Here is a 23,978-nt window from a genome sequence, read left to right as displayed (position 1 = left end):
ATTCATTTATTTATGCCGCGCATCCATTGTCCCTGTCCAAATAAAGGATCCGTTATGAACCAACCGAAACCCGTTTTCCCTGCAAATCGCCACGCGCTGTATGAGCAGCACGGTTATTCTGCAGCGATCCGCTCTGGTGATTTACTGTTTGTTTCCGGACAGGTGGGTAGCCGGGAAGACGGTACACCCGAACCCGACTTTGCAACGCAGGTAGAGCGTGCCTTCGATAATCTCAAGGCCACGCTTGACGCTGCAGGATGTACGTTTGCCGATCTTGTTGATGTGACAACCTTTCATACCGATCCGGAGAATCAATTTCCAGCCATTATGCAGGTGAAACAAACGCTTTTCCCTAAGCCACCGTATCCGAACTGGACAGCCGTGGGCGTTACCTGGCTGGCGGGATTTGATTTTGAAATAAAGGTTATCGCCCGGATCCCTGAACATCAGGAATGAACACGTTGCACACAGCTATCAGAAGAACCGGTATCTGTGTGTAAATGTGCAACCGGGGCTGACATAGTGAGTGTTAGCTCAGAGTGACGCTACCTTACAAAGGGCGGTTAGCATGTTACCCGCGCATATCGAAACCGGATTTTTGAAAATCTCTGTAGACTTCCGGATTGTTGAATGCCGGGAATTTGGCTTTTTGGGCTGCTGATTTTATCGCTTCACAAAAGGCTTTATTGCCGTTGCTGGTGGATATGTTTAAAGGCGTGCCATCCTGAGCAAATTCAATATGAAGCCTGCATTTTTTCCCTTTCCAGTTTTGCGGCTCATCCAGTTTGTCATTTATTGCCGCCCTGATTGCCCGCGCTTGCGCGCCCCACTCATCCTGATCGTCCCAGCGTCCTGAGCTGCAACTGCCCGTTGCCGTGGTCTTATGGCATCCAGAAGGATGTAACGGCGCACATCCTGCGACCATGTTCACCACTAATGCCACCATAACAATTTTCTTTATTGTTTCAGACACGCTCACTTCTTGCCTCTCAGTCCATTTAAGCCTCAGAAATAGTGATCTATTTTTCTGTATTGACTGGTCATGTTTCAACTACCAATTTTTCACACAACCCGATGCTTCCAATGAACCTTTTTATGGCGCAAGGATAATAACCTGCGATGTCGTCGTTCATCATGCACGCTAAATCACTACCAAAGCGCTCACCTCCCCAGTGCCTCAAGAATTGCATCCTCCATTTTCTCGGGCGTCGTCATCGGTGCAAAACGTTTGAGGGGTATCCCATCGCGTCCGATCAGGAACTTCGTGAAATTCCATTTGATCCGTCCTCCGAGCACGCCAGGCAATTCCTTTTTCAGAAAACGAAACACCGGGTGCGCTGCGCCACCGTTTACCTCTACTTTCTCGAACATGGGGAAACTTACGCCGTAGTTAATGTAACAAGTGTTCGAGATTTCATCGGCGCCGCCGGGCTCCTGCTTACCAAACTGGTTACAGGGAAAGCCAAGCACCACTAACCCTTGACCGGCGTATTTCGTGTAGAGCGCTTCAAGGCCCGCGTATTGCGGCGTGAAGCCACACTGGCTGGCAGTATTCACGACCAAAACCACCTCACCCGCATAGTCGTCCATTGAGATAAGACGGCCATCCAGGCTGGTGGCGGTAAATTGATGAAAATTGGTCATGCTGGCATCCTTAAAAGAGAAACGGTTCGGCGTGAAATCTGGTTAACCCTCAGGTTGCATCACTCGTGATGATGATCCCTCAGGAATACGGTTAACACATCCTTAGGAGGGGTTATTCCCGTTTCTGAAAGCATCCAGCCCACCGCGCCGCGATGATATGAACCGTGAAAAAGGACATGATTGAGCATATCTTCTGCCTTCATTTCACCATACCCACCATCGACGAAACGAAATTTAACGATTTCAGAAAGATCAGGCGTGTTCATTGTACCGACGTGTTGAATATACCATTCAGTGCATTCGAACATCTTTGTCAGAAGCTCGTCTGCAGTCGGGGTTTCTGGCGTATTTAACGCGGTGTATTGGTGCTTTTGGCCAGTAATGTTGGCTCTGAAAATCATATCAACGACATAAACATGGTTCATAAGCCTGAGCATCAGATGATGCTTATCAGCATTCGCTAACGTATCTACCTTCTTTATCGCTTGTAATGTTTCTGCATCTGCCCAGCGCTTGAACTTTAATAGCGTGACTATCGTGTTTGTGTTCATTCCCCCCTCCAAATCAACAAAAAATTATCATATCAGCAACGTTGTCAAGCCGGTACCGGGGACTGACCAGAAAAGATCCGCTGTGAGCGAAGAGCGGACGTTAATGAGAACATGGAACCAGTAAGCATCGGCAAGTATGCCCAAAATGATGCTCATTAATTTTGGGCTTTAAATACTTTTCACATAAACATAATCCACTTACAGCAGCAGATAAAACCGTGTCAGGAGCTTAATTTATGGTCCTTTTTTGCCCGCAACTCGTTAATAATACCTAAAAATGCAAGCCCAACGGACCAAGGGATCCCCACAGGACGGCGTTCCAGCCGTAGAGACTAAGCAGAGCACCAGAAGAAAACGATCCTACAATCATCACCCCAAACACAATAAAATCGTTCAGGGACTGAACCTGGGTTTTCTCTTCGGGACGGTGATATTCAATAATCTTCGCCGATGCGCCGGTGAAGCCAAAATTCCAGCCAAGACCCAGCAAAACCAGCGACAACCAGTAGTGAATAATATCAGTGCCACCGAGGCCGGCCAGCACAGAGCACACCGTGATAAGCAGACCCGCTGCGGCGATGCGCATGGCTCCAAAGCGGTTAATTAATTTGCCGGTGAAAAAGCCCGGACCGTACATGGCGATAACATGCCACTGGATACCGAGATTGGACGCCTGCTGAGAAATGCCGTGCATGTGCATCGAGAGTGGTGCTGCCGTCATCAGGAAGTTCATCACCATATAAGTTACCGCACCGCTGAATACTGTTCTGGCAAACCCTGGCTGTCGGACAATCTCGCGCAAAGGTCTTCCACCCGTTTTTACTGCGCTGGCAGGTTCTGTGGTCTTCACTCCTTTGAGTATGAATGCCGAAATAACGGCCACAAAGGCCTGAGCGAGAAACGTGACGGCGAAGGTATGAGGCGGCCAGAGGTGCATCGTTCCGGAAACCAGCATAGGACCAACCACGCCAGCTATCACTCCGCCTCCCATTACCAGCGACAGGGCCCGGGCCCGGCGTTCAGGCGTAACGCCGTCCGTTGCGGCAAAACGAAAGCTGAGCGCGACCGCCGCATACGCACCGCCCATAAATGCAGCAATGCAGAACAGCAGGAATGAGCCGATGAAGACGGCCAGAGCAGCCGTCAGTCCGGTAATGACGCCCGCCCCGGTGCCGACCATAAAGGCGGCTTTACGACCATTTGTCCGCGCCAGTGAACCTAACGGCAGGATACAGGCCGCCATCCCCAGAACAAACATGGTGATGGGAAGAGTGGCCAGCGAACTGCTGGGAGCCAGTGCGTTACCCACAATTGCGCCTGTGGCATAAAAAACCACGGAGTTAGCACCAGCGAGAGCCTGTGCGGCCGACAGGCGGATAATATTGTTTTTCTGATCTGCAACGGGCAGGAAATGTTCTGCGGACATGTGATTAATTATCCTGATTCATGGTGAGCACTATCCGGTATCGCGCCAGACCCTGCTTCAGTCTGCTGAGCGCCTCATTTGCCCTTTCAAAGGGCAGTAGCTCTGTAACAGGCAAAGCCTGAAAGAGGTGGCTGAACTGCAGCGCTCGCTCGGTTTGCGCTGGTGTGCTGACGAAAGATCCTGTCAGGGTACGTTCAGCGCCGATCATCATACCGGGCATCACCTGTAGCGGCGTTTGTCCGGTACCCAGCAGGATCGCTTTTCCCCGGGGTGCCAGGGAGGACAGGAGGGCTGAAATCGTTTCTGAAGCCGGTGCCGTTGCCGTTGCCACAATAAAATCCACACCGCCGTCATTTTTCAGGCGTTCTGATGCGTTTTCCTCAAGCGTATCGATGTAATGATGCGCACCCAACACAAAGGCCGCCCGTTCTTTTTCATTACCCCGCGCAATTACGGTCACCTCAAAGCCCATTTTACGGGCGTACTGAACGGCCATGTGGCCAAGGCCACCCACTCCGAGAACCGCGACTCTGTCGCCCGCCCTTGCGCCTGAATTACGCAGCGCGTTGAAGGTTGCTGTACCGGCGCAAAGGATCGGCGCGGCATGTACGGAAGAAAGCGCGGAGGGGATGGCTATCAGCGCAGTGTGCCGCATGACGACGTACTCTGCGTAGCCGCCATCACAGCTGAGTCCAGGCGTAAGCTGGTTTTCACAAAGATGAAAAAGCCCGCTGCGGCAGGATTTGCAGTGCTGACAGTACCCCCCCAAACGTCCGACGCCTACCCGCTGACCGGTTTGCCAGATATCGGGTACCCTGTTCCCCTTCCGGGCAATAAACCAGACAATTTCATGTCCCGGTATACGGCCGGGCTGGCCCGCCTGTGGTGCTTTTTCCGCGTCCCGGAGATCGGCACCGCATACGCCGCATGCTTCAATTCTGATGAGCACTTCATCCGGGCCGGGAACGGGTACCGGCCACTCGGTCATTTCCAGCACACCGGGGGCAACGATCTGCATAGCGCGATATTTTTTATTCATAAATTGCACCGGAAAATTTGGGGTTGTCAGATGGCAAGGGCGACAAGAAAACGGGACACCATGTTATAGGCGGCGACAGTAGCAACGGCTTCTACGGTCTCTTTTTCACCTAACAGGCTTTTCAGCGCACCAATTACTTTCTCCTCAACCACGACGTTCCGGGTGGACTGGTCCGTAAGATGTATCAGCAACGTTTCGGTGTCATTAAAGATGTGTGGCGCGGATGATAACCGCAGGGCTTCTGCTTTTTCAGCAGTGCCGCCTGCATCCAGATAGGCCGGGTAGTGCACGTTCCATTCAAATTCTGCTTTATTCAGCCAGGCAACGCGCAGCATGATCAGTTCCCGGTATTCAAGGTTGAGCGAAAATTCCTGACGTACCCGTACCATCAGTTCGTTCCAGCCCGTGGCCAGGGGGGCACTCTTCAGTAATACCCGGTCAATAGCTATCAGTTTTCCGCCGGGCCGACGGGCCTTTATCGCGTTGAGAAGATTGGCGTCAACGGGCTCTTCATCCTGCCAGGGGGTTACTCTTGGTGTGGTCATATCATTTTTCCTGTTGAACAGAACAATCCAGCCGCGTCAGCTCAGTGTTAAGTCACCTTCGATCAGCATATTCTTCGCCAGTAACCACCGGTTCAGAGAGGAGTCAATCACCCGCTGATGGACCCCTTCAAACTGATGCACCGTGCCGCTACCGCTTACATGGATGACATACACAAGCCTGCCGGAGGTATCCTCTGCAGGTCTGTCACCGGAGGCCGGTATACCCTTCGGAAGGTGCCCGTCAGTGTGAATTTCAAGATGCGTAAGGGCGAGACCTTCAGCCCTGGCTTCGAGAATAAAGGCGGCCATCATGCAGGCATTAAACGCAGCGAGCATCAGCTCCTGGGGGTCAGGAGCCAGCCCTTCTCCACCCAGCGAAACCGGTTCATCGGAATCGATAACATGACTTTGCAGGGCAGGCGGAGCGTTGTCTGCGGAAAAGGACTGGCAGAGCGTCCGGCTGGCCATGCCCCCCTGCCACGAGGTGACAAGGTCATAATACGCAGTCTGGATTTGCATAATTACTCCAGTGCCGCACGCGGGTGAGCGCGTGCGGCATGGTTATCAGGCGTTACGGCCAGCCATCACACCGCCATCGATATCCCAGATAGCGCCGGTGACCCAGCCAGTCTTGTCAGAAAGCAGGAAAGCAACGGTTTCCGCGATATCGACCGGGGTACCCACGCGGCCGATCGGGTGGAAGCTGTCAAAGCTGTTCATTACGTCCTTCACGTCGTCTTTTGGAATGAAGCCTTCGTAAATCGGCGTGTGAACAACGGCCGGAGACACCGCATTCACGCGGATCCCTTTTTCACCCAGCTCAATGGCCAGGTTTTTGGTCAGCGCGTGCAGACCCGCTTTCGCCATTGAGTAAGCTGAAGACGGCGTGGCGCCGATGGCCTGCTGTGCCCACATGGAGCCGATATTAACGATGGAGCCTTTAATGCCGGCCTCGATCATATTGCGCACCACGTCACGGGTAATAAAGAATGTCGCGCGGTTAATGCTCATATACATGTCATAGTCTGACGCTTCATGCTCGGTGAACGGTTTCGGGAAAAATACGCCAGCCGCATTGACCAGCAGGCTGATATCTTTGTGTTCGGCGTTAATGGTGTTCACCACGTGCTGCATACCTTCTTCTTTCATCAGGTCGGCAACGATGATAGAAACCTGACCATCAGCAGCCAGCGCCTGGCGGGCCTGCTCGGCTTTGTCCTGGCGATTGCCAACCAGCACAACGCTGCCACCGTTTTTCAGAACCAGCTTCGCCGTTTCGAAGCCCATACCGCTTGTACCACCGACCACTAACAGTTTTTTACCGGCAAAAGATGCGTTCATCGCTAACCTCTTTAAATTCATATGGTTGTCATTGATGAAAAGCCGCGCTCCTCATCGTGTGAAACCAGAATGCCACCCGGGCCCCTGATTGACGACTGAGAAGAAATTGCGACTCAGGAAAGAAAATCTTTCTCGCTGGCGTATACTGAGGAAAATAATGAATCAGGATGACCACAATGCGATCGCTAAACCGACTTAAATGGCTGCACGCTTTTGAAGCCACCGCCAGGCATGGCAGCTTTACCGGCGCGGCTCAGGAACTGGGCGTTACGCCCGCCGCAGTAGGCCAGCTGGTGCGCTCGCTGGAAGACTGGGTCGGGCACCCGCTTCTTCACCGCACCCGTTCAGGAAAAGAGCGGCTGACGCTGGTTGACGAAGCGCAGGAGGCACTCCAGGACATCACGCAGGGGCTCGACAAACTTGAAACCGGATTAAACAAGCTTCGTGGTCGCCGCTCGCGCTCGGTGGTGGTGGTGACGGCGTCGCAGGTACTGATGATGAACTGGCTGATGGATCGTCTGAACCGGTTTTCGGAAACGCACGAAAATATCGATCTGCGGCTTAATGTTACGGAAAAGTTGATGGACGTGTCGCACGGCGAGGCGGATATCGGTATTCGCTGCGGACAGGGCGACTGGCCTGGCGTGAATAAAACCTGGCTGATGGATGAGGAAGCGGTGCTGGTCTGCAGTCCCCACCTGGTGCCGTCCGGGAAAATGGCCTGCAGTGAATGGCTCGCCACGCAAAAACTCATTCACGATGACACGCCGCATCCTGGTGCGGATTTTCCTTCATGGGATGATGTACTGAGAACGGTCGGTGCCCCCGAAGCGCTGGAAAGCGGGCTACATATTAATTCCACTTCAGCTGTGATTCTGGCGGCGCTGAGTGGCAGGGGCGTGGCTATCGTGCGATACGCGCTGGTGAAAAAGCTTATCGAAACCGGACAGCTGGTCCAGCTGCATCCTGACCATCGGTGGCCGCTCAAGTGGTCTTATTATGTGGTGACCCCGCAGCAAAAAGTCATGCGTGATGATGTGAAAGTTTTCCACGACTGGCTTCTTCAGGATGTCGTCTCGGATCGTTCATAAACTGCCCACTCAGGCATTACGCTGCTCCTGCAATCACGCCGGGCGCGTAATGCTTATTCCCTGCCAAACCACGACATAGAATTTCTTCGCTGCTCCGCAAGATTATCTGATTTGTTGAAGCTGTCTGGCTTTCTGATAATCGCCCTCAACGAAAGGTAATACACAGCGCGCCTGACGTGCGTATTTTCGACGTCATGAAATGACTTTTCTGAAACAAACAACAACCGGAGTTTTCAATGTTCTTGAACTGGAATGAATATCGCAGTGACCTGCTTGCCACCATCGGCAAATTTGCCAAACTGAAGCCAGAGTTTATGAAAGGCTTTCAGCAAATGGATAAGGGGGCGTCAGAAAACAAGCACCTCGATCCCAAAACCCATGAACTGATTGCACTTGCCGTGGCCGTCACCACCCGCTGTGACGGTTGCCTGGCTGTTCATGTGGACGCTGCGGTTAAGCACGGTGCCACGCGTGAAGAGATCGCCGAAGCGCTGGCCGTTGCCATTAACCTGAACACTGGCGCAGCGCTGACGTATACCGCGCGAGCTCTGGATGTTACGATAATCTGCCGAACAAATAGGCCTTAGACGGCCCCCTGTGGGCCGTCTAATCACTGACTATGATGTTACTGAATTCTGATTTTTCGCAGCGTGCGATCGTCACCCCGGATGATTATCAGTGGATACCTTCTCCCCAGCCCGGCGTTGAGCGCTTGATGCTTGACCGGATTGGTCGCGAGCAGGCCCGCGCAACCAGCCTTGTCCGGTATGCGCCCGGATCCAAATTTCCCGCACACAGCCATCCCGGCGGAGAAGAGATTCTGGTGCTCGACGGTATTTTTACCGAAAACGGGGTCGACTATCCTGCCGGCAGGTATCTGCGCAGCCCGGACGGTTCTTCTCACCAGCCCTCAAGTCGCGACGGCACAACCATTTTCGTCAAGCTGCGCCAGATGTCTGCCGATGAGCGCCAGCCGGTCAGGATAAATACGCAGGAGGCAGCTAACTGGCACGGTCAGCCGCAAAGACAAGTCTGCCCTTTATTCTCCGGTGCTTCAGAAACCGTTCAGCTTCAGAAGCTTGCTCCGGGCGAGCGGATCTTCTGTGCACCGCTTGTTGGCGGAGCAGAGCTCATTCTTTTACAGGGGGAGATCCGTGCGCCGGAAGGTCGCTATGAGTCAGGAAGCTGGCTGCGGTTTCCGCCGGGTGATATGCCAGCTCTGATAGCCACCGCCTCTGGCGCACTTTTTTATCTGAAAACGGGACATCTCAGCCCGACAACCCTGACCGGAGCGACATTATGAAGCAGAGCGCTGTTATCATCGGTGCGGGCATAAGCGGCCTTTATGCCGCCACGCTGCTTGAAAAAGCGGGTGTTGATTATGTGATCCTTGAGGCTCGTGACAGAACGGGCGGGCGCGTGCTGTCTGGCCTGGAACTGGCGGGCACCTCCGCTGGCATTCATGTCGATATGGGGGCAGCGTGGTTCTGGCCTGATATTCAACCGGACTTCGCGCAACTGATCGAGCGGCTTAATCTTCCGGTAATCGCGCACGGTCGCCCGGGCGACATGCTCTACGAGCGCCAACTGGATTCGCCCCCCGAACGCTATCCGTCATGGGAGAGCTCCCCGGCGTCTTTCAGGCTGAAGGGAGGAATGCAGGCGCTGACGGCGGCACTTAAAAGTCAGATCCCGGCTGAGAAGATTAAAACCGGCCATCAGGTGGTGGCGGTTTCCCGGGCTGGCAAGGAAGTGCAGGTCCATACCCGGTCCGAAGGCAGTAAAAAAGCCGTATTTTCCGGTGAGCATGTCTTCCTCGCTTTGCCTCCTGCCCTGGCAGCTAAAATAGATTTCAGACCGGCGATGCCGGAACAGGTACTGTCAAACTGGCGGAAAATCCCGACATGGATGGCTCCCCATGCAAAATATGTCGCTGTATATAAAACAGACATATTGCATGAGCGGCAGCTTTCAGGGAATGCAGGAAGCCGCGTGGGGCCAATGGTAGAGATCCATGACGTATCCGAGCCAGATTCGGGCAAAACGGCGATTTTTGGTTTTATTGGCGTACCGGCAAAATCGAGATGGACAGTCAGCGAAGCTGTTCTCAAAAGCCTTTGCCGGGAGCAGCTCGTACGCTTATTTGGGCAGGACGCGGCAGAACCCGAAGCTGAGTATATAAAAGACTGGGCGGCCGATCCGTTTACTGCGACGGAATTTGATCTCCTGCAGGAGGTCGGGCACGCAATGCCTGAGCAACTTCCCGCCTGGGTAGAATGGTCCGGCGAGATAACAGGTGTCGCCAGTGAATGGTCACCGCAGTTCTCGGGCTATCTGGCAGGCGCAATTGACTCTGCATTAACGGGCGTTCAGCGCTGGCTACAACAGAAATAACCCCGTGAAAATGGTTTGTTGCCTTTCGAACCGGAGAGGGGTTATTAAAAAACATGAGTTTCCGGTTCGATAATACGTCTGTTATTGGAAACAGCTGGCTTCTAAAACTTCCGCTTCTGGCACTAAGCAGCCTACTGCAGCATTAGCAGCCGCGTCCTGAAGCATTAACTGTGCATCCTCCATGGGTTTCCGCCATTTCCTCTCTTCGCGAGATAAACCCGAATTCAGATTGATACTGATCAAAAAAAACAGCTTTAAGCTAATGAAAAAAAATAATAATTCTTGAATGCTGACAAAACAATGGGATAGTAGCATTGATTATTAGACGATCGGTCAATAATATTCATAAACGACTTAATAACTGACCTGTAAACGACCAGGAAGACGAGGTGAAAGTGTTTAAATCTTTGTTAATCAACAAAACAGATGATCGCTACAGTACACAACTTGCTGAAATCGCTGAAAGTGAGCTGCCGCAGGGGGATGTGGAGGTCAATATTGACTATTCATCCATCAATTACAAAGACGCGCTGGCCATTACGGGCCGCGGCCCAATAGTCCGGCACTTTCCAATGGTGCCAGGCATTGATTTTGCCGGTACGGTGTCCGCCAGTTCACATCCGGAATTTCAGGCAGGGGATAAGGTTCTTCTTACCGGCTGGGGTGTTGGGGAAAAACACTGGGGCGGGCTGTCCGAAAAAGCGCGGGTAAATGGAGACTGGCTGACGCCGCTCCCTACGGGCGCAAACAGCAAACACGTGATGGCAATCGGTACAGCTGGCTTTACCGCGATGCTGTGTGTCGACGCACTCCTGAATCATGGTATTAAGCCTGAAGATGGTCCGGTACTTGTTACCGGTGCCAGCGGAGGTGTCGGGAGTATTGCGGCCATGATCCTGGCGTCGATGGGTTACCGCGTTACCGCGTCTACTGGTCGCCCGGAAGAAGCTGCCTGGCTTTATAAAACGGTCGGTGTAGACGAGATCATTAATCGTTCCGAGCTTTCATCACCCGGAAAACCTTTACAGAAAGAACGCTGGGCTGCCGCCATTGATACAGTCGGCAGCCACACGCTCTGCAACGCCTGCGCCGGCGTGAGGTACGGCAGTATTATTGCAGCCTGCGGCATGGCACAGGGTATGGAACTGATGGGGAATGTGGCTCCGTTTATCCTGCGTGGCGTCACGCTGAAAGGGATTGATAGTGTGATGTTCGCGAAAGAAAAAAGAGCGGCGATCTGGCAGCAGGCGGTACAGTATTTACCTGAGTCCAGACTAGATAGCCTGACGACCGTTTATCCACTCAGTGAGGCCATCTATGTAGCCGAAAAACTTCTAAATGGCGGAATTCGTGGTCGAGCAGTGATTCAATGTAGCTAATTGGATAGATGCCGGGTCCTGCCTGGAATTGATGCTGATTTATTAAGGGGCCGGTTTAGGCTCCTCTTTTACTTTTCAGCCGTCACTTCCGGCGACGGTTGATAGCGTACAGAAGTTTTGAAATAGTTCCAGAAATCGTACACAGGTTGGGTTGAACAATAAAGTTTGGCGCGCATGACTGCTCCTTCCCAGCCACTCCAGAAAATGGCCGCAAGTTGCTTATCATTCATATCGGAACATATTTCGCCTGAAGATAACGCATCGGACAAACAGGCCGCAACAAGTGCTTGCCAGCTCTCAATAATACTCTGTAGTTGATTAATAAAGGATGGCGGAAGCCCCGGACTCTCCTGCATCATATTGCCAACCAGGCAGCCACGAGTGAAGTTGTACTTTTTAATCCCATCGCAGGCATCATCTATGAAATTTTCCAGACGTACCATCGGTGCACAGGATGATTCATGAAGATGTTTCTTGAGTTTATGTTCAAAGAAACTGTCATAGGCATTCAGAACGGTCTGAGCATATTCTTCTTTACTCTTAAAATAGTAATAAAATGAGCCTTTAGGAACACTGGCATTTTTGACAATGGCATCGACTCCCGTCGAAAGAAAACCATTCTGCGTTAGCAGTTCAAGTCCACTGCGGATCAGGTCATTACGAGTATCTGCATAGGTACTTTCTGTTTTTCGTGGTCTTCCCCTTCCGCGAATTTCACCGGTCATGACTTATCCTCTGCATCTTATTAATAGAAAGAATAAGTGATTTTGCACGACAGCTTCAATCAGTTTATCCCCGCTGGTGACGAAGTGGTCGCTTCTGCCGAATAGACAATGACATAGCCTGTCGCTATAACGACATTGAAGGCTTTGTTCATGGACTTGCTTATCGAGAACAATGGCGAATTGCAAACGTCCGCTTCTGGCACAAAGCGGACCTCCCCCCTACACCGCCGACTTCGGCCTTAAATTCTCATCAAACGTCAGTCGCTTCCGGTCAGACTCAACCTCGCGCAGCGGCTCGACCTGGTGCATCGTCAGCTTGCAGCGCTCCACCAGCACCTGATACTCCCGCGTGCCCTGCTGCTTCCAGGCCAGTTCCTGCTCGCTCAGCTCGCGGATCGCTTTGGCCGGACTGCCGATAATCAAATGATTAGCGGGCATCTCCGCTTTCGCCTTCACGAACGCCGCCGCGCCGACGATGCTGTTTTCACCGATGACCGCCCCATCCATTACCACCGCGTTCATGCCCACCAGCGCGTTACGGCGGATCACGCAGCCGTGGAGAATGGCACTGTGGCCGATATGCCCGTCCTCCTCCACCACCGTGTCCTGCTCCGGGAAGCCGTGCATGACGCAGTTATCCTGAATGTTGGCGCCATCTTTCACCACAATGCGGCCAAAATCACCGCGCAGGCTGGCGTTAGGGCCGACATAAACGCCTTTACCCAGAATCACGTCCCCAATCAGCACCGCCGTTGGGTGGACGTAGCTCTCGTCAGGCACCACCGGCGTCAGACCGTCAATTTGATAAACAGGCATCTTCACTCCTTATGCGCTTGAAAGACCACCAAAGCGTTGATAGTAGAGCGTGCCGGGCACGGGCAGTTCGCCGACGGAGGTTTCCCCCTTCTCGCTGACAAACGCCAGCGCCCCCGGTGCGACACGCTGATAGATATTGATGCAGAGCTGTCGGGCGCTTTGTCCCGCCCAGTGCGCAGGCAGTAACTCCTCCGGCAGCAGCGGGTCTTTCAGCACCACACGACGATAAAAGTGAATCAGCAGCAGCTGGATCTGGAAGCACCGTTCCGGCGTAAGCTCCTCCGGTGCGGCCTCTTTTAACAGCGGCAGAAGCGGCCGGAACGAAGTAATAAACGACTCATACATCGCATTTTGCTCGGTTAACTGCCAGCACTCTTCTACACGTGAACGCAGCGCCGCGCGGGAGAGCGCCAGCGGCGAGTGGGCTTCAAAGAAAATGACGTTCTCCGCCACGCCAGCATCGTGAAGCAGAGATTGTACATCCGCCAGATGCTGCGACGGCGAGGCCATCAGGCTCGGCGCCAGCGTGCCAAACCCCTGCCAAATCAGCTGCTTTTTGACGTCGGCAAGGGTGGTTTTGTCCAGCCCTTCGGAGAGCAGCAACAGCCATTTTCCGTCCCAGGCGGGCAGTTCGGCGCGGTAAATCTTATTCTCCGCTCGACGGGTCAGGCGCAGCCCTTTATCGCTCAGGCGGTAAAAGCTGCGACGCCCGATGCGCGAGACGTCCAGCCAGCCCTCTTTGTTGAGGCGAAACAGCGCGGTGCGCACGAAGCGCTCGCCAAACCCCATGCCTTCCAGTAAGGCGGCAAGGCTGCCAAGCCAAATCTCGCCGCCGCGATGTGAAAGCGCGTCACCGTATAATGAGGAGATAAGCGACGTTCCGCTAACGGGAACCGAGCTAACCGCGTGCTGGATAAAGGCATCGAGTTTATTCATGTGATTCATTCTGTTGTTATTTTTGGTCTGGATGAATCATAGCATATTCCCCTCTCCCTTGAGGAAGAGGCCTGGGGTGAGGGGAAACATACGGCTATAGTGGTCATTCCGTTCACTTCATGTTCCTTGCTACTCTGTGACGGCACGACCGGTGAACGTGCCAGGGTGGCTCAATCGCCACCACCCTGGCGACCCGGGCTCCCGGCGGTAAATCGCCGCTTCGCGGTGCCCTCAGCTTATTCCTTCAGGCTATCGGGTCGGGCATGAGCCTGCATCCCTGCAGGCCACGCCCTCTCGGCGCATCCCTGCGCCTCGCCCTGGCCTTACGGAAACGCTTCGGCGATTTACAGCCGGACCGGGACATCGCTGTAAGTCATTCATAATCCTGATGGCACATATATCGCTTCAAGTTAAAAAATTACTGGGGATCCCTCAGCCCAAAGGGAGAGGAAGAAAAAGTCCCTTCTCCCCTCTGGGGAGAAGGTTAGGATGAGGGGCAAGGGAAAAAACTCAACCGTTGGCCGCAACTTTACGCAAATCAAACACCCGACAGGCCTTGCCCTCTGAACGCGGGATGCTGCCGCAGTTGACTATCATCACATCGGTGGAAATCCCCACCATCGATTTAATGCGATGACGCAGCTGGTGGCACACCTGGCAACGCTGCTCGTGGGTCAGCGTTAAGCTGCTCTCTTTCAGCTCCACCTTCACGGAAAGTGAATCAAGATGTCCGCGACGGTTCACCTCCAGCTGGTAGTGGGGTGAGAGATGTTCAAACTTCACAATCTCCTCTTCCAGCTGTGACGGGAAGACGTTGACGCCGCGGATGATCAGCATATCGTCGCTGCGACCGCTGATCCGGTCCATGCGGCGCATGGTACGGGCGGTGCCGGGCAGCAGACGCGTTAGGTCGCGGGTGCGGTAGCGGATCACCGGCAGCGCCTCTTTAGTGAGCGTGGTGAACAGCAGTTCGCCCTGCTCGCCGTCGTTCAGCGGCGTGCCGTCGTTCGGGTTGACGATCTCCGGATAGAAATGATCTTCCCAGATGGTCGGACCGTCGGCGGTTTCAATGCACTCCATCGCCACGCCCGGCCCCATCACTTCGGAGAGGCCGTAAATGTCCAGCGCCGTAATCCCCAGGCGTTTTTCGATTTCACGGCGCATGGCCTGTGTCCACGGCTCGGCGCCGAATACCCCCACGCGCAGGGAACAGGTGCTGGCATCGCCGCCCATCTGACGTTCCAGCTCCTCAATCAGGTTGAGACAATAGGATGGCGTCACCATGATCATGTCCGGCTGGAAATCACGGATCAGCTGCGCCTGTTTCTCCGTCTGGCCGCCGGACATCGGGATCACCGTCGCCCCTAAGCGCTCGGCACCGTAATGTGCGCCCAGCCCGCCGGTAAACAGACCATAGCCATACGCCACGTGAATTTTGTCCTTCGCGCTACCGCCCGCGGCGCGCAGGGAGCGGGCCACCAGGTTGGCCCAGTTGTCAATGTCGCCCTGCGTGTAGCCGACAACGGTCGGTTTACCGGTGGTACCGGACGATGCGTGAATGCGCACCACCTGCTCCATCGGCACGGCAAACGTATCAAACGGATAGTTATCCCGCAGGTCCTGCTTGGTGGTGCACGGGAATTTGCGGATATCCGCCAGCTCGTTGAAATCGTCAGGGTGAACGCCCGCGGCGTCAAACTTGCGTTTGTACATCGGCACGTTGTTGTAGGCGTGATGCAGCGTCCATTTCAGACGCTCAGTCTGCAGCGCCTGTAACTCGTCAAGGGAGGCTGTTTCAATCGGATCAAGCTTTGTTGTATTTGTCATTGTAGGGTGCTCACAGTGAAATTTGATCAAACACGCTCAAGGATCATGGCAATGCCCTGACCCACACCGATGCACATCGTACAGAGCGCGTAGCGCCCGTTGCGTCGATGCAATTCATTACTCGCGGCCAGCGCCAGTCTGGCCCCGCTCATTCCCAGCGGATGGCCCAGCGCAATCGCGCCGCCGTTCGGGTTAACGTGCGCGGCATCATCCGGCAAACCCAGCTGACGCAGGACGCCCAGCGCCTGCGCGGCGAAGGCTTCGTTGAGTTCGATGACGTCCATATCGTTGATGCTGAGACCGGCACGCTCCAGCACCCGGCGGGTGGCAGGCACCGGTCCGAGCCCCATTAAACGTGGCTCCACGCCTGCCGTTGCCATCGCCACGATCCGCGTGCGGGGGATTAATCCCTGCGCCAGCGCCATTTTCTCGCTGGCGATGATTAACGCCGCTGCACCGTCGTTGACGCCGGACGCATTCCCCGCCGTCACCACCCCGTTCTTACGGAACGGCGTTTTCAGCCCGGAAAGCTGTTCGAGCGTGGTCTCTGCGCGCGGATGTTCATCCACGCTGAATTCGGTGACCGTCCCTTTTTTACCCGGTACCCGTACCGGCACGATTTCCTGCGCCAGAATGCCGTTCTGTTGCGCCAGAGCGGTTCGTTGCTGGCTGCGCAGCGCGAACGCGTCCTGATCGGCACGGCTGATATTTAACAATTCAGCTACATTCTCTGCCGTTTCCGGCATACTGTCAGTTCCGAATTGCTGATGCATGAGCGGATTCACAAATCGCCAGCCGATGGTGGTATCAAAGATCTCCGCCTGGCGCTGAAACGCGGCGGTGGCTTTCCCCATCACAAACGGTGCGCGCGACATGGACTCGACGCCGCCCGCCATCAGCAGGTCGCCATCACCTGCTTTAATAGCGCGAGCAGCGAAGCCTATTGCGTCCAGACCCGAGCCGCACAGGCGGTTAACGGTGGTTCCGGATACCGTCTGCGGCAGACCGGCAAGCAGCGCCGACATTCGCGCCACGTTGCGGTTATCTTCCCCCGCCTGGTTGGCGCACCCGAAAATCACATCATCAATCCGTTCCAGGTCGAGCTGCGGGTAGCGGTCCAGCAGCGCACGCAGCGGTACGGCACCGAGATCGTCCGTTCGCACGGCAGAAAGCGCGCCGCCGTAGCGCCCCACTGGCGTTCGAACGCCATCACAAATAAATGCGTCACGCATCAGGCCTCTCCTGTGACAGTGCCGCCGATGCGGTGTGATTTTCCGCGGAACAGGGCGACGGTTTTCTGTTGCTGGTTCTGAATTTCAATGTCGTACACGCCGGTCAGTTTGCCCTGATGCATCACCCGCGCGGTGGCGGTGAGCTTATCTCCGGCAAAGCCCGGACGCAGAAAATCGATCGAGCAGCCGGAGGCCACCGCCGCCAGCCCCTGGCTGTTGCAGGCGTAGGCAAAGGCGGTGTCTGCCAGCGAAAAAAGTTGGCCGCCGTGACAGGTTTTGTGGCCGTTGAGCATCTGCGGGGTGATGGTCATCGTCACCACCGCGTAGCCCTCGTCCATATCGACAATGTCCATCCCCATCGCCTGCGCGCAGGCGTCCTTTTCGTACATCGTGCGGGCGTTATGCCAGGCGTTATGACTCATAGCTACTCTCCAGAAGCGCCCGCTGGCGCAGCAGTGAACAGGGGCGATAACGTTCTTCGCCGTAATGTCGTTGCAGGTTCTCCAGCAGGGTCAGCAGGCGCTGCCAGCCCAGACGCTCGCCCCACGCGATCGGGCCGCTCGGGTAGTTCACGCCCAGACGCATGGCGGTGTCGATGTCCTTCTCGCTGGCGACCCCCTTTTGCAGGGCATCCAGCGCTTCGTTAGCAATCATTGCCAGCGTGCGCCAGACCAGCAGACCGGGATAATCGGCAATTTGCACCACCCGGAGACCCTGCTGTTGCAGGTAGCGGATGGCTTTTTGCGTCGCGGTGTGCGGGTTGCTGGCGGCCGCCGCAATCACCGCCACGTCACGCTCAATACGGTCCACCACCACTACCGGGCCGTTGAGGCGCAGCGCCAGTGCCTGAGCGGTTTCCCCCTGCGTTTCAACCAGATACACATCATCAATTTCTGTGACACCGTCACGTCTTTTTTCCACGCGCATCGGGCTGTAGCTGTCATTTACGGTCTCAACCCACTGCACGACGGGTTTCTCCCCCTGCCACTCGTAAACCCCTTTTCCGCTCTTTTTACCCAGCCTTCCGGCCAGCACCAGCTCCTGCTGCACCAGCGAAGGCAGGAAACGACGCTCCTGCCAGAAGGCGTTAAACACCGAGCAGGTCACCGCAAAGTTCACGTCCTGACCAATCAGGTCGGTCAGCTCCAGCGGCCCCATCGGAAAACCGCCGCCCTCGCGCAGCGCAGCGTCAATCACCTCCGGTGGGGCGACCTGCTCTTCAAGCGCACGCCAGGCTTCGGAATAAAACGGGCGCGCGACGCGGTTGACGATGAACCCAGGCGTTGACTGGCAGCGAACGGGTTGTTTACCCCAGTTCAGCGCCAGTTCACACAGCGCGTCTGCCACTTCCGCAGAGGTCGCCAGCCCGCTGACCACCTCCACCAGCTTCATCACCGGCGCGGGGTTAAAGAAGTGCAGCCCCGCCACGCGCTCCGGATGATTCACGTCTGCCGCAATCGCCGTGACGGAAATGGACGATGTGTTGCTGGTCAGCAGCGTCTGGGGCGGACAGATCTCCGCCAGCTGCGCAAACAACGCCTTTTTCACCTCCAGCCGTTCGGAGGCCGCTTCAATCACCAGTTCGGCCCCAGAAAGCGCGGTGATATCCGTCACCGGAAGCAGTCGGGCCAGGATCTGGGCGCTGGCATCGGCGGAGAGCTTTCCGCGCGTTACCCGGGAGGCCAGACGCTGGCGAATCCCGTCGATGGCGCGTGAAATCGCATCGCCGGCGATGTCGTATAGCAGAACCTGATGGCCGTGGCTGGCGGCAACTTCGGCAATGCCCGCGCCCATCGTGCCGCTGCCAATCACGGCGACCGTGCGTATGTTCAGCATCTTATTTCCCCGTAAAGTTCGGCGTGCGCTTCGCCAGGAAAGCGCTGACGCCTTCGCGGTAGTCGTCGCTGCGACCGGCCAGACGTTGATAGTCGCGCTCCAGGTCAAGCTGGGCATCCAGGGTGTTAGTTTCCGCGGCGTTAATCGCCTGCTTGATCAGCCCCAGCCCAAAGGTTGGCTGAGACGCAAAGTGCAGCGCCATCTGCTGCGCGGTAGTGGAGAGCTGGTCGTCATCCACCACCTGCCAGATCATTCCCCACGCCTGCGCCTGTTCGGCGCTGAGTTTATCGCCGAGCAGCGCCAGTCCCATGGCGCGGGCACGTCCGGCCACGCGTGGCAGCAGCCAGGTGCCGCCGCAGTCCGGCACTAAGCCGAGCTTGCTGAAGGCCATCACAAAGTTGGCGGAACGGGCGGCAATCACCATGTCGCAGCCGAGCGCCAGCGTGGCGCCCGCGCCGGCCGCTACGCCGTTGACTGCACAAATGACCGGCTTCGGCAGTTTTGCCAGGCGGCGTACCAGGGGGTTATAGAAGGTTTCAACCGACATCCCCAGGTCCGGTGCCGGGCCGATGGGGTCGACGTTGCGGTCGTTCAAATCCTGCCCGGCGCAAAAACCGCGCCCTGCGCCGGTGATCAGCAGGCAGCGGATGGTGTCATCGCGCTCGGCCTGTTTCAGGCATTCTGCAAGCTGCTGATGCATCACGTCATTAAAGCTATTCAGACGCTCCGGACGGTTCAGCGTAATGGTCATTACGCCCTGTTCTACTTGACTGAGAATACATTCCACAATTAGCGTCCTTTAAAGTCGGGGGTGCGTTTTTGCAAGAAAGCGTCGATACCTTCCCGGCGGTCTTCGGTGGCAGAGAGCAGCGTAAAAAGCTGACGCTCCTGCATCAGGCCAGCCTGCAGTGGCACCTCCTGAGACTGACGAAGCGCCTGTTTCGCCGCCTGCAGCGCCAGCGGGGAATGGCGCGCCATCACTGCCGCCTGCTTCAGGGCATACTCCAGCGTCAGGGATGCCGGGAAGACATCGCTGACCAGCCCGGCGCTCATCGCCTGCTGCGCAGTAATGCTCTCTCCGGTCAGCACCATTTTGCTGGCAAGGGATTTACCGACGCTGCGGATCAGTCGCTGGGTACCGCCCGCCCCCGGCATAATGCCGAGGGTGATTTCCGGCAGGCCAAATCGTGCGTTATCCCCGGCAATCACCACGTCGCACAGCAGCGCAAGTTCACATCCGGCGCCCAGCGCGAAACCGTTGACGGCGGCGATCAGCGGTTTGTTAAACGCGTTAATGCGCGCCCACAGTTGCGGGCGGATATCGTTCAGGGTGGCGGGCAGGTCTTTCTCTGCCATTTCGTTGAGATCGGCCCCGGCGGCAAAGCAGCGTTCGTTGCCGTAGATCACACAGGCCGAGATGTCGGCATCAACCGCAGCGCTTTCCAGCGCGTCGGCTAATTGCGTCAACAGGGCGTTATTCAGGGCATTACGCGCCGCCGGACGGTTCAGCGTCAGCTGCAGCACGCGGCCATGACGGGTAACAGTCAGTTCGCTCATGCCATCCCCTTTGCGTCAAAGTCGACGATCACGTCGGCGGTGAGCGGCAGTGACTGACAGCTCAGCACATACCCGGCGGCCAGCTCGTCCGGCTCCAGACTGTAGTTGGTCGCCATGTCCACCTTCCCGCGCAGCACTTTGCATTTACAGGTCGCGCACACGCCGCCTTTACAGGCATAAGGCAGGTCCGCCCCCTGACGCAGGGCAGCATCGAGGATGCTTTCGTCGTCTGCCGTCAGGGTAATTTCGCGGTCGCGCCCGTCCTGTCGCACGGTCACTTTCTGCCCTTCCGCCTGCACGTTTACCGTGCGTTTCACGGCGGTCCCCGGCGTATTAAAGCGTTCAAGGTGAATGGATTTTTCCGACATCCCCAGCGCCTGCAGCGCGGCTTCGGCCTCGTCCATCATCGATGACGGGCCGCAGATAAACGCGTCGTCATACTGACGGAAGTTGATCAGGGTTTTCGCCAGCGCCTGCAGCTTTTCCCCGTCGATGCGGCCATACAGCAGATCGCTGTCCAGCCGCTCCTGGCTGAAGATGGAGACCAGCTGCAGCCGCTGCGGATATTTATCTTTCAGGTCCGCCAGCGCCTGGCGGAACATCATGCTCTGGCTGCTGCGGTTGCCGTAAATCAGAGTGAAATGGCTGTTCGGTTCGGTGGCCAGCGTGGCGGAGAGGATCGCCAGCATCGGGGTGATGCCGGAGCCTGCGGCTATCGCCAGGTAGTGGCCTTCACGTTCGGCCTGCGGCTGATAGCCAAATTGCCCCTGCGGAACCATCACCTCCAGTGCCATGCCTGCTTTGATCTCATCCCGGGCATAGCGGGAAAAACGCCCGCCTTCGATGGCTTTGACCGCCACGCTGATCTCACCCGGCGCGGTACTCCGGCAGATGGAGTAACAGCGGCGCAGCTCGTCCCCGCCCAGCTTCGTTTTCAGCGTCAGGTGCTGTCCGGGGCGAAAGCGGTAGGCTTCCTGCAGCGCCTGCGGCACCGCAAACGTGATGGTCACCGCGTCGCGGGTTTCGGGTTCCACTTTTGCCACTGTTAATGAATGAAACGTTGTCATGGCAGCCTCAAATGCATTTGAAATAGTCGAAGGGTTCGCGGCAGGTGTTGCAGCGGTAAAGCGCTTTGCAGGCCGTCGAACCAAATTCACTGATTAGCGCGGTGTCGGTGCTGGCGCAGCGCGGGCAGCTCACCTCCGTCGCGGCGTGCGCGTGGCAGCTATGCCCCACGGGCGGGCTGATGCCGTAAGCCCGCAGGCGTTCGCGCGCGTCGGCGGTCATCCAGTCGGTGGTCCAGGCAGGGTCAAGCTGGAGCACAATGTGCACCGGGGTAAAGCCATGCGCGGTCATCACGTCGCGGATCGCCCCCAGCAGGTGTTCCGTTGCCGGGCAGCCCGAATAGGTTGGCGTGAAGCCAATCACCCAGCCTTCCCCCTGTGCCTTCACGCTGCGCACCATGCCTAAGTCGGTGATGGTTAATACCGGCACTTCCGGGTCCGGAATCTGGCTTAACAGCGACCAGATCTGCGGGATTTGCGCCGGTGCGATGTCGACGAGACGTTGCATAGCGTTCTCCTTTACCACTGCTGACCGGGATACGCGCGCTGGAGATACTGCATTTCTGCCAGCATCGGCCCCAGATGTTCGGTATGCAGCCCCTTCTTACCCCCGGTGCGGTACGCCACCTCGTCGGGTATGCTCAGGCTGGCTTCTTTAAGACCGGCATACACTTCGCTTTCCCACGGCTGGCGCAGGGTGCGCGGGTCCACCGCCACGCCGGAATCCATCAGCGCCAGCTCAACGTCATCGGCGTCAAACAGCTCTGCCGTAAAGCGCCACAGGTTATCGATGGCCTGCTGCATTTTTTGTGCGGACGTTTCGGTCCCGTCGCCCAGGCGTACCAGCCAGCCGCGGCTAAAGCGCAGGTGGTAGCGCGCCTCTTTGATCGCTTTGGCGGCGACGGCGGCAAGCTGGCCGTCAGTGCTGCGGGTCAGGCGCTCATACAGCGCCACGTTCCACGCATCCATCAGGTACTGACGGGCAATCGTGTCGGCGAAATTGCCGTTGGGTTGCTCCACCAGCAGGACATTGCGGAACTGGCGCTCGTCGCGCCCAAACGCCAGGGTATCTTCGTCGCCCTCACCTTCACATTCAGCGGCGTAGGCCAGGAAATTGCGCGCCTGGCCCAGCAGATCAAGACCGATATTGGCCAGCGCGAGATCGATCTCCAGCTCCGGCGCGTGGCCGCACCAGGCACCCAGACGCTGGGAGAGCACCAGACCGTTGTCGCCCAGACGCAGGGCATAGGCTGTGACTGTTTTCATCCTTCGCCTCACATGTGCTCGATGCCATCGGGGATGGTGTAGAACGTCGGATGGCGGTAAACCTTGCTTTCAGCCGGATCGAAAAATTCGCCGCTCTCTTCCGGCTGGGAGGCAATAATCTCGCTCGCCTTCACCACCCAGATAGAACATCCTTCACTGCGACGGGTGTAAGCATCGCGCGCATTTTCCAGCGCCATGCGATCGTCGGCGGCATGCAGGCTGCCCACGTGACGGTGGGACAACCCTTGTTTGCTGCGTACGAACACTTCGTACAGCGGCCAGTAGACATTGCTCATGATTATTTCCTCTTATGCGGCCTGACGGGCGCGTTGTTTTTCTGCGTGGGCCAGGGCGGCTTCCCGCACCCACGCCCCGTCTTCCCAGGCTTTACGTTTCGCGGCCAGCCGTTCGTGGTTGCAGATGCCGCGCCCGTTAATCACCTCTTCAAATTCCTGCCAGTCGATTTCGCCGAAGCGGTAGTGACCGCTCTCTTCATCAAAACGCAGGTCGGGATCCGGCACCGTCATCCCCAGCATCGCCACCTGCGGCACCGTGTTGTCGACAAAACGCTGACGCAGCTCGTCGTTTCCGAAGCGTTTGATTTTCCAGGCCAGGCTGCGGGCGCTGTTTGGCGAGTTATCGTCGTTCGGCCCGAACATCATCAGCGCAGGCCACCAGAAGCGATTGATGGCGTCCTGCAGCATCTGGCGCTGCGCCTCACTTCCCTGGGCCAGCGCCATGCAGGCTTCAAAGCCCTGACGCTGGTGGAAGCTCTCTTCTTTGCAGATTTTCACCATCGCCCGGGCATACGGACCGTAAGAGGTGCGGCACAGCGCCACCTGATTGACGATGGCAGCCCCGTCCACCAGCCAGCCGATGACACCGATGTCGGCCCAGCTCAGGGTGGGATAGTTAAAAATGGAGGAGTACTTCATCTTGCCGTCGAGCATCTTCTGGTAGATGTCTTCCCGTGCGCAGCCCAGCGTTTCTGCCGCGCTGTAGAGGTAAAGTCCGTGTCCGGCTTCATCCTGTACTTTCGCCAGCAGAATCGCTTTTCGGCGCAGCGTGGGTGCGCGGGTGATCCAGTTACCTTCCGGCAGCATGCCGACGATTTCGGAATGCGCATGCTGACCAATCTGGCGGATCAACGTTTTACGGTAGGCGTCAGGCATCCAGTCCTGAGGCTCAATCGCCGTCTCCTGCGCTATGCGCTGCTCAAACCGTTGTTCTTGCGTCACGTCATCACCTTTATGATTCGTTAGTTTGCAAATTAAAGCGAAATGATGAATCACTTTTTTTTAAAAGTTAC

Annotated in this window: 27 protein-coding genes and 1 pseudogene; 6 read left to right on the top strand and 22 right to left on the bottom strand. The window is 56.4% G+C overall.

Features of this window, described 5'->3' with window-relative positions; genetic code table 11:
- Positions 1-54 precede the first annotated feature (54 nt).
- Positions 55-456, top strand: coding sequence for a RidA family protein (locus L3068_RS11130; RefSeq protein WP_014883721.1), 402 nt, complete (start codon positions 55-57; stop codon positions 454-456).
- A 115-nt stretch (positions 457-571) separates the two neighbouring features.
- On the opposite strand, the gene L3068_RS11125 is transcribed toward L3068_RS11130, so the two are convergent.
- From L3068_RS11125 to L3068_RS11090, 8 genes are all read right to left on the bottom strand, one after another.
- Positions 572-946, bottom strand: a complete 375-nt coding sequence (locus L3068_RS11125) for a cell envelope integrity TolA C-terminal domain-containing protein (protein WP_117582035.1) — start codon at positions 944-946, stop codon at positions 572-574.
- Positions 947-1,161: 215 nt separating this feature from the next.
- Positions 1,162-1,644 (bottom strand): glutathione peroxidase, encoded by a 483-nt coding sequence (locus L3068_RS11120; RefSeq protein WP_117582036.1) that lies wholly within the window; start codon positions 1,642-1,644, stop codon positions 1,162-1,164.
- A 59-nt stretch (positions 1,645-1,703) separates the two neighbouring features.
- Entirely contained in the window at positions 1,704-2,195 is a 492-nt protein-coding gene (locus tag L3068_RS11115; RefSeq protein WP_096217591.1) for a DinB family protein, read from the bottom strand.
- Positions 2,196-2,466: 271 nt separating this feature from the next.
- Positions 2,467-3,621: an MFS transporter gene (locus L3068_RS11110; protein WP_117582037.1), complete on the bottom strand. Its 1,155-nt coding sequence runs from the start codon at positions 3,619-3,621 to the stop codon at positions 2,467-2,469.
- Between the two features lie 4 nt (positions 3,622-3,625).
- Positions 3,626-4,660 (bottom strand): alcohol dehydrogenase catalytic domain-containing protein, encoded by a 1,035-nt coding sequence (locus L3068_RS11105; RefSeq protein WP_117582038.1) that lies wholly within the window; start codon positions 4,658-4,660, stop codon positions 3,626-3,628.
- Between the two features lie 26 nt (positions 4,661-4,686).
- Positions 4,687-5,205, bottom strand: coding sequence for a carboxymuconolactone decarboxylase family protein (locus tag L3068_RS11100; RefSeq protein WP_117582039.1), 519 nt, complete (start codon positions 5,203-5,205; stop codon positions 4,687-4,689).
- Positions 5,206-5,241: 36 nt separating this feature from the next.
- Complete coding sequence (locus L3068_RS11095) at positions 5,242-5,724, bottom strand: OsmC family protein (protein WP_117582040.1); 483 nt, start codon at positions 5,722-5,724, stop codon at positions 5,242-5,244.
- Positions 5,725-5,769: 45 nt separating this feature from the next.
- Positions 5,770-6,546 carry an SDR family NAD(P)-dependent oxidoreductase gene (locus tag L3068_RS11090; RefSeq protein WP_014882906.1) on the bottom strand — a complete coding sequence of 259 codons (777 nt, stop codon included), beginning with the start codon at positions 6,544-6,546 and terminating at the stop codon, positions 5,770-5,772.
- A gap of 176 nt (positions 6,547-6,722) precedes the next feature.
- Between L3068_RS11090 and L3068_RS11085 the strand changes: the two genes are divergently transcribed.
- The 5 genes and pseudogenes from L3068_RS11085 (at position 6,723) to acuI (ending at position 11,410) form a co-directional block, all read left to right on the top strand.
- On the top strand, positions 6,723-7,637 hold the full coding sequence (locus tag L3068_RS11085; RefSeq protein WP_117582041.1) for a LysR substrate-binding domain-containing protein: 915 nt from the start codon (positions 6,723-6,725) through the stop codon (positions 7,635-7,637).
- 236 nt (positions 7,638-7,873) lie between these two features.
- A pseudogene (locus L3068_RS11080) lies at positions 7,874-8,217 on the top strand (carboxymuconolactone decarboxylase family protein).
- A 39-nt stretch (positions 8,218-8,256) separates the two neighbouring features.
- Positions 8,257-8,940 carry a cupin domain-containing protein gene (locus tag L3068_RS11075; protein WP_117582044.1) on the top strand — a complete coding sequence of 228 codons (684 nt, stop codon included), beginning with the start codon at positions 8,257-8,259 and terminating at the stop codon, positions 8,938-8,940.
- Positions 8,937-10,031, top strand: a complete 1,095-nt coding sequence (locus L3068_RS11070; RefSeq protein ID WP_023330328.1) for a flavin monoamine oxidase family protein — start codon at positions 8,937-8,939, stop codon at positions 10,029-10,031. The genes L3068_RS11075 and L3068_RS11070 overlap by 4 nt, the downstream gene beginning before the upstream one ends.
- Before the next feature lie 395 nt (positions 10,032-10,426).
- Positions 10,427-11,410: an acrylyl-CoA reductase (NADPH) gene (gene acuI / locus L3068_RS11065; RefSeq protein WP_032629228.1), complete on the top strand. Its 984-nt coding sequence runs from the start codon at positions 10,427-10,429 to the stop codon at positions 11,408-11,410.
- A gap of 68 nt (positions 11,411-11,478) precedes the next feature.
- Here acuI and acuR read toward each other — a convergent pair whose 3' ends face one another.
- The 14 genes from acuR to paaA all read right to left on the bottom strand — a co-directional run bounded on the left by acuR (position 11,479) and on the right by paaA (position 23,907).
- Positions 11,479-12,135 (bottom strand): acrylate utilization transcriptional regulator AcuR, encoded by a 657-nt coding sequence (gene acuR / locus L3068_RS11060; RefSeq protein ID WP_023330326.1) that lies wholly within the window; start codon positions 12,133-12,135, stop codon positions 11,479-11,481.
- A gap of 219 nt (positions 12,136-12,354) precedes the next feature.
- Complete coding sequence (paaY, locus tag L3068_RS11055; protein ID WP_023330325.1) at positions 12,355-12,951, bottom strand: phenylacetic acid degradation protein PaaY; 597 nt, start codon at positions 12,949-12,951, stop codon at positions 12,355-12,357.
- 9 nt (positions 12,952-12,960) lie between these two features.
- Positions 12,961-13,896, bottom strand: coding sequence for a phenylacetic acid degradation operon negative regulatory protein PaaX (gene paaX / locus L3068_RS11050; protein WP_014883708.1), 936 nt, complete (start codon positions 13,894-13,896; stop codon positions 12,961-12,963).
- 501 nt (positions 13,897-14,397) lie between these two features.
- On the bottom strand, positions 14,398-15,714 hold the full coding sequence (paaK, locus tag L3068_RS11045; RefSeq protein WP_014883707.1) for a phenylacetate--CoA ligase PaaK: 1,317 nt from the start codon (positions 15,712-15,714) through the stop codon (positions 14,398-14,400).
- A gap of 26 nt (positions 15,715-15,740) precedes the next feature.
- A complete protein-coding gene (pcaF, locus tag L3068_RS11040; protein ID WP_014883706.1) occupies positions 15,741-16,946 on the bottom strand; it encodes a 3-oxoadipyl-CoA thiolase in 1,206 nt (401 codons plus the stop codon).
- Positions 16,946-17,368 (bottom strand): hydroxyphenylacetyl-CoA thioesterase PaaI, encoded by a 423-nt coding sequence (gene paaI, locus L3068_RS11035; protein ID WP_014883705.1) that lies wholly within the window; start codon positions 17,366-17,368, stop codon positions 16,946-16,948. Before paaI ends, pcaF begins: the two co-directional genes overlap by 1 nt.
- Positions 17,358-18,782 (bottom strand): 3-hydroxyacyl-CoA dehydrogenase PaaH, encoded by a 1,425-nt coding sequence (paaH, locus tag L3068_RS11030; protein WP_014883704.1) that lies wholly within the window; start codon positions 18,780-18,782, stop codon positions 17,358-17,360. The genes paaI and paaH overlap by 11 nt, the downstream gene beginning before the upstream one ends.
- Before the next feature lies 1 nt (position 18,783).
- Complete coding sequence (gene paaG, locus L3068_RS11025) at positions 18,784-19,572, bottom strand: 2-(1,2-epoxy-1,2-dihydrophenyl)acetyl-CoA isomerase PaaG (RefSeq protein WP_094166814.1); 789 nt, start codon at positions 19,570-19,572, stop codon at positions 18,784-18,786.
- Positions 19,572-20,339 carry a 2,3-dehydroadipyl-CoA hydratase PaaF gene (gene paaF, locus L3068_RS11020; protein WP_014883702.1) on the bottom strand — a complete coding sequence of 256 codons (768 nt, stop codon included), beginning with the start codon at positions 20,337-20,339 and terminating at the stop codon, positions 19,572-19,574. Before paaF ends, paaG begins: the two co-directional genes overlap by 1 nt.
- The gene (paaE, locus tag L3068_RS11015) at positions 20,336-21,406 is read right to left on the bottom strand and encodes a 1,2-phenylacetyl-CoA epoxidase subunit PaaE (RefSeq protein WP_023330321.1); all 1,071 of its coding nucleotides are present in this window, start codon (positions 21,404-21,406) and stop codon (positions 20,336-20,338) included. Before paaE ends, paaF begins: the two co-directional genes overlap by 4 nt.
- 7 nt (positions 21,407-21,413) lie before the next feature.
- The gene (gene paaD, locus L3068_RS11010; protein ID WP_117582046.1) at positions 21,414-21,911 is read right to left on the bottom strand and encodes a 1,2-phenylacetyl-CoA epoxidase subunit PaaD; all 498 of its coding nucleotides are present in this window, start codon (positions 21,909-21,911) and stop codon (positions 21,414-21,416) included.
- Between the two features lie 11 nt (positions 21,912-21,922).
- A complete protein-coding gene (gene paaC / locus L3068_RS11005) occupies positions 21,923-22,669 on the bottom strand; it encodes a 1,2-phenylacetyl-CoA epoxidase subunit PaaC (protein ID WP_023330320.1) in 747 nt (248 codons plus the stop codon).
- An 8-nt stretch (positions 22,670-22,677) separates the two neighbouring features.
- Positions 22,678-22,965 carry a 1,2-phenylacetyl-CoA epoxidase subunit PaaB gene (gene paaB / locus L3068_RS11000; RefSeq protein ID WP_006175064.1) on the bottom strand — a complete coding sequence of 96 codons (288 nt, stop codon included), beginning with the start codon at positions 22,963-22,965 and terminating at the stop codon, positions 22,678-22,680.
- 12 nt (positions 22,966-22,977) lie between these two features.
- A complete protein-coding gene (paaA, locus tag L3068_RS10995) occupies positions 22,978-23,907 on the bottom strand; it encodes a 1,2-phenylacetyl-CoA epoxidase subunit PaaA (protein ID WP_014883698.1) in 930 nt (309 codons plus the stop codon).
- Between the last annotated feature and the right edge of the window lie 71 nt (positions 23,908-23,978).

The sequence above is a fragment of the Enterobacter cloacae complex sp. ECL414 genome, assembly GCF_021869685.1.
In the GTDB taxonomy this organism is placed as follows: domain Bacteria; phylum Pseudomonadota; class Gammaproteobacteria; order Enterobacterales; family Enterobacteriaceae; genus Enterobacter; species Enterobacter kobei.
Note: the sequence above shows the minus strand (reverse complement) of the source record. Positions and strands in the feature narration are given on the sequence as shown.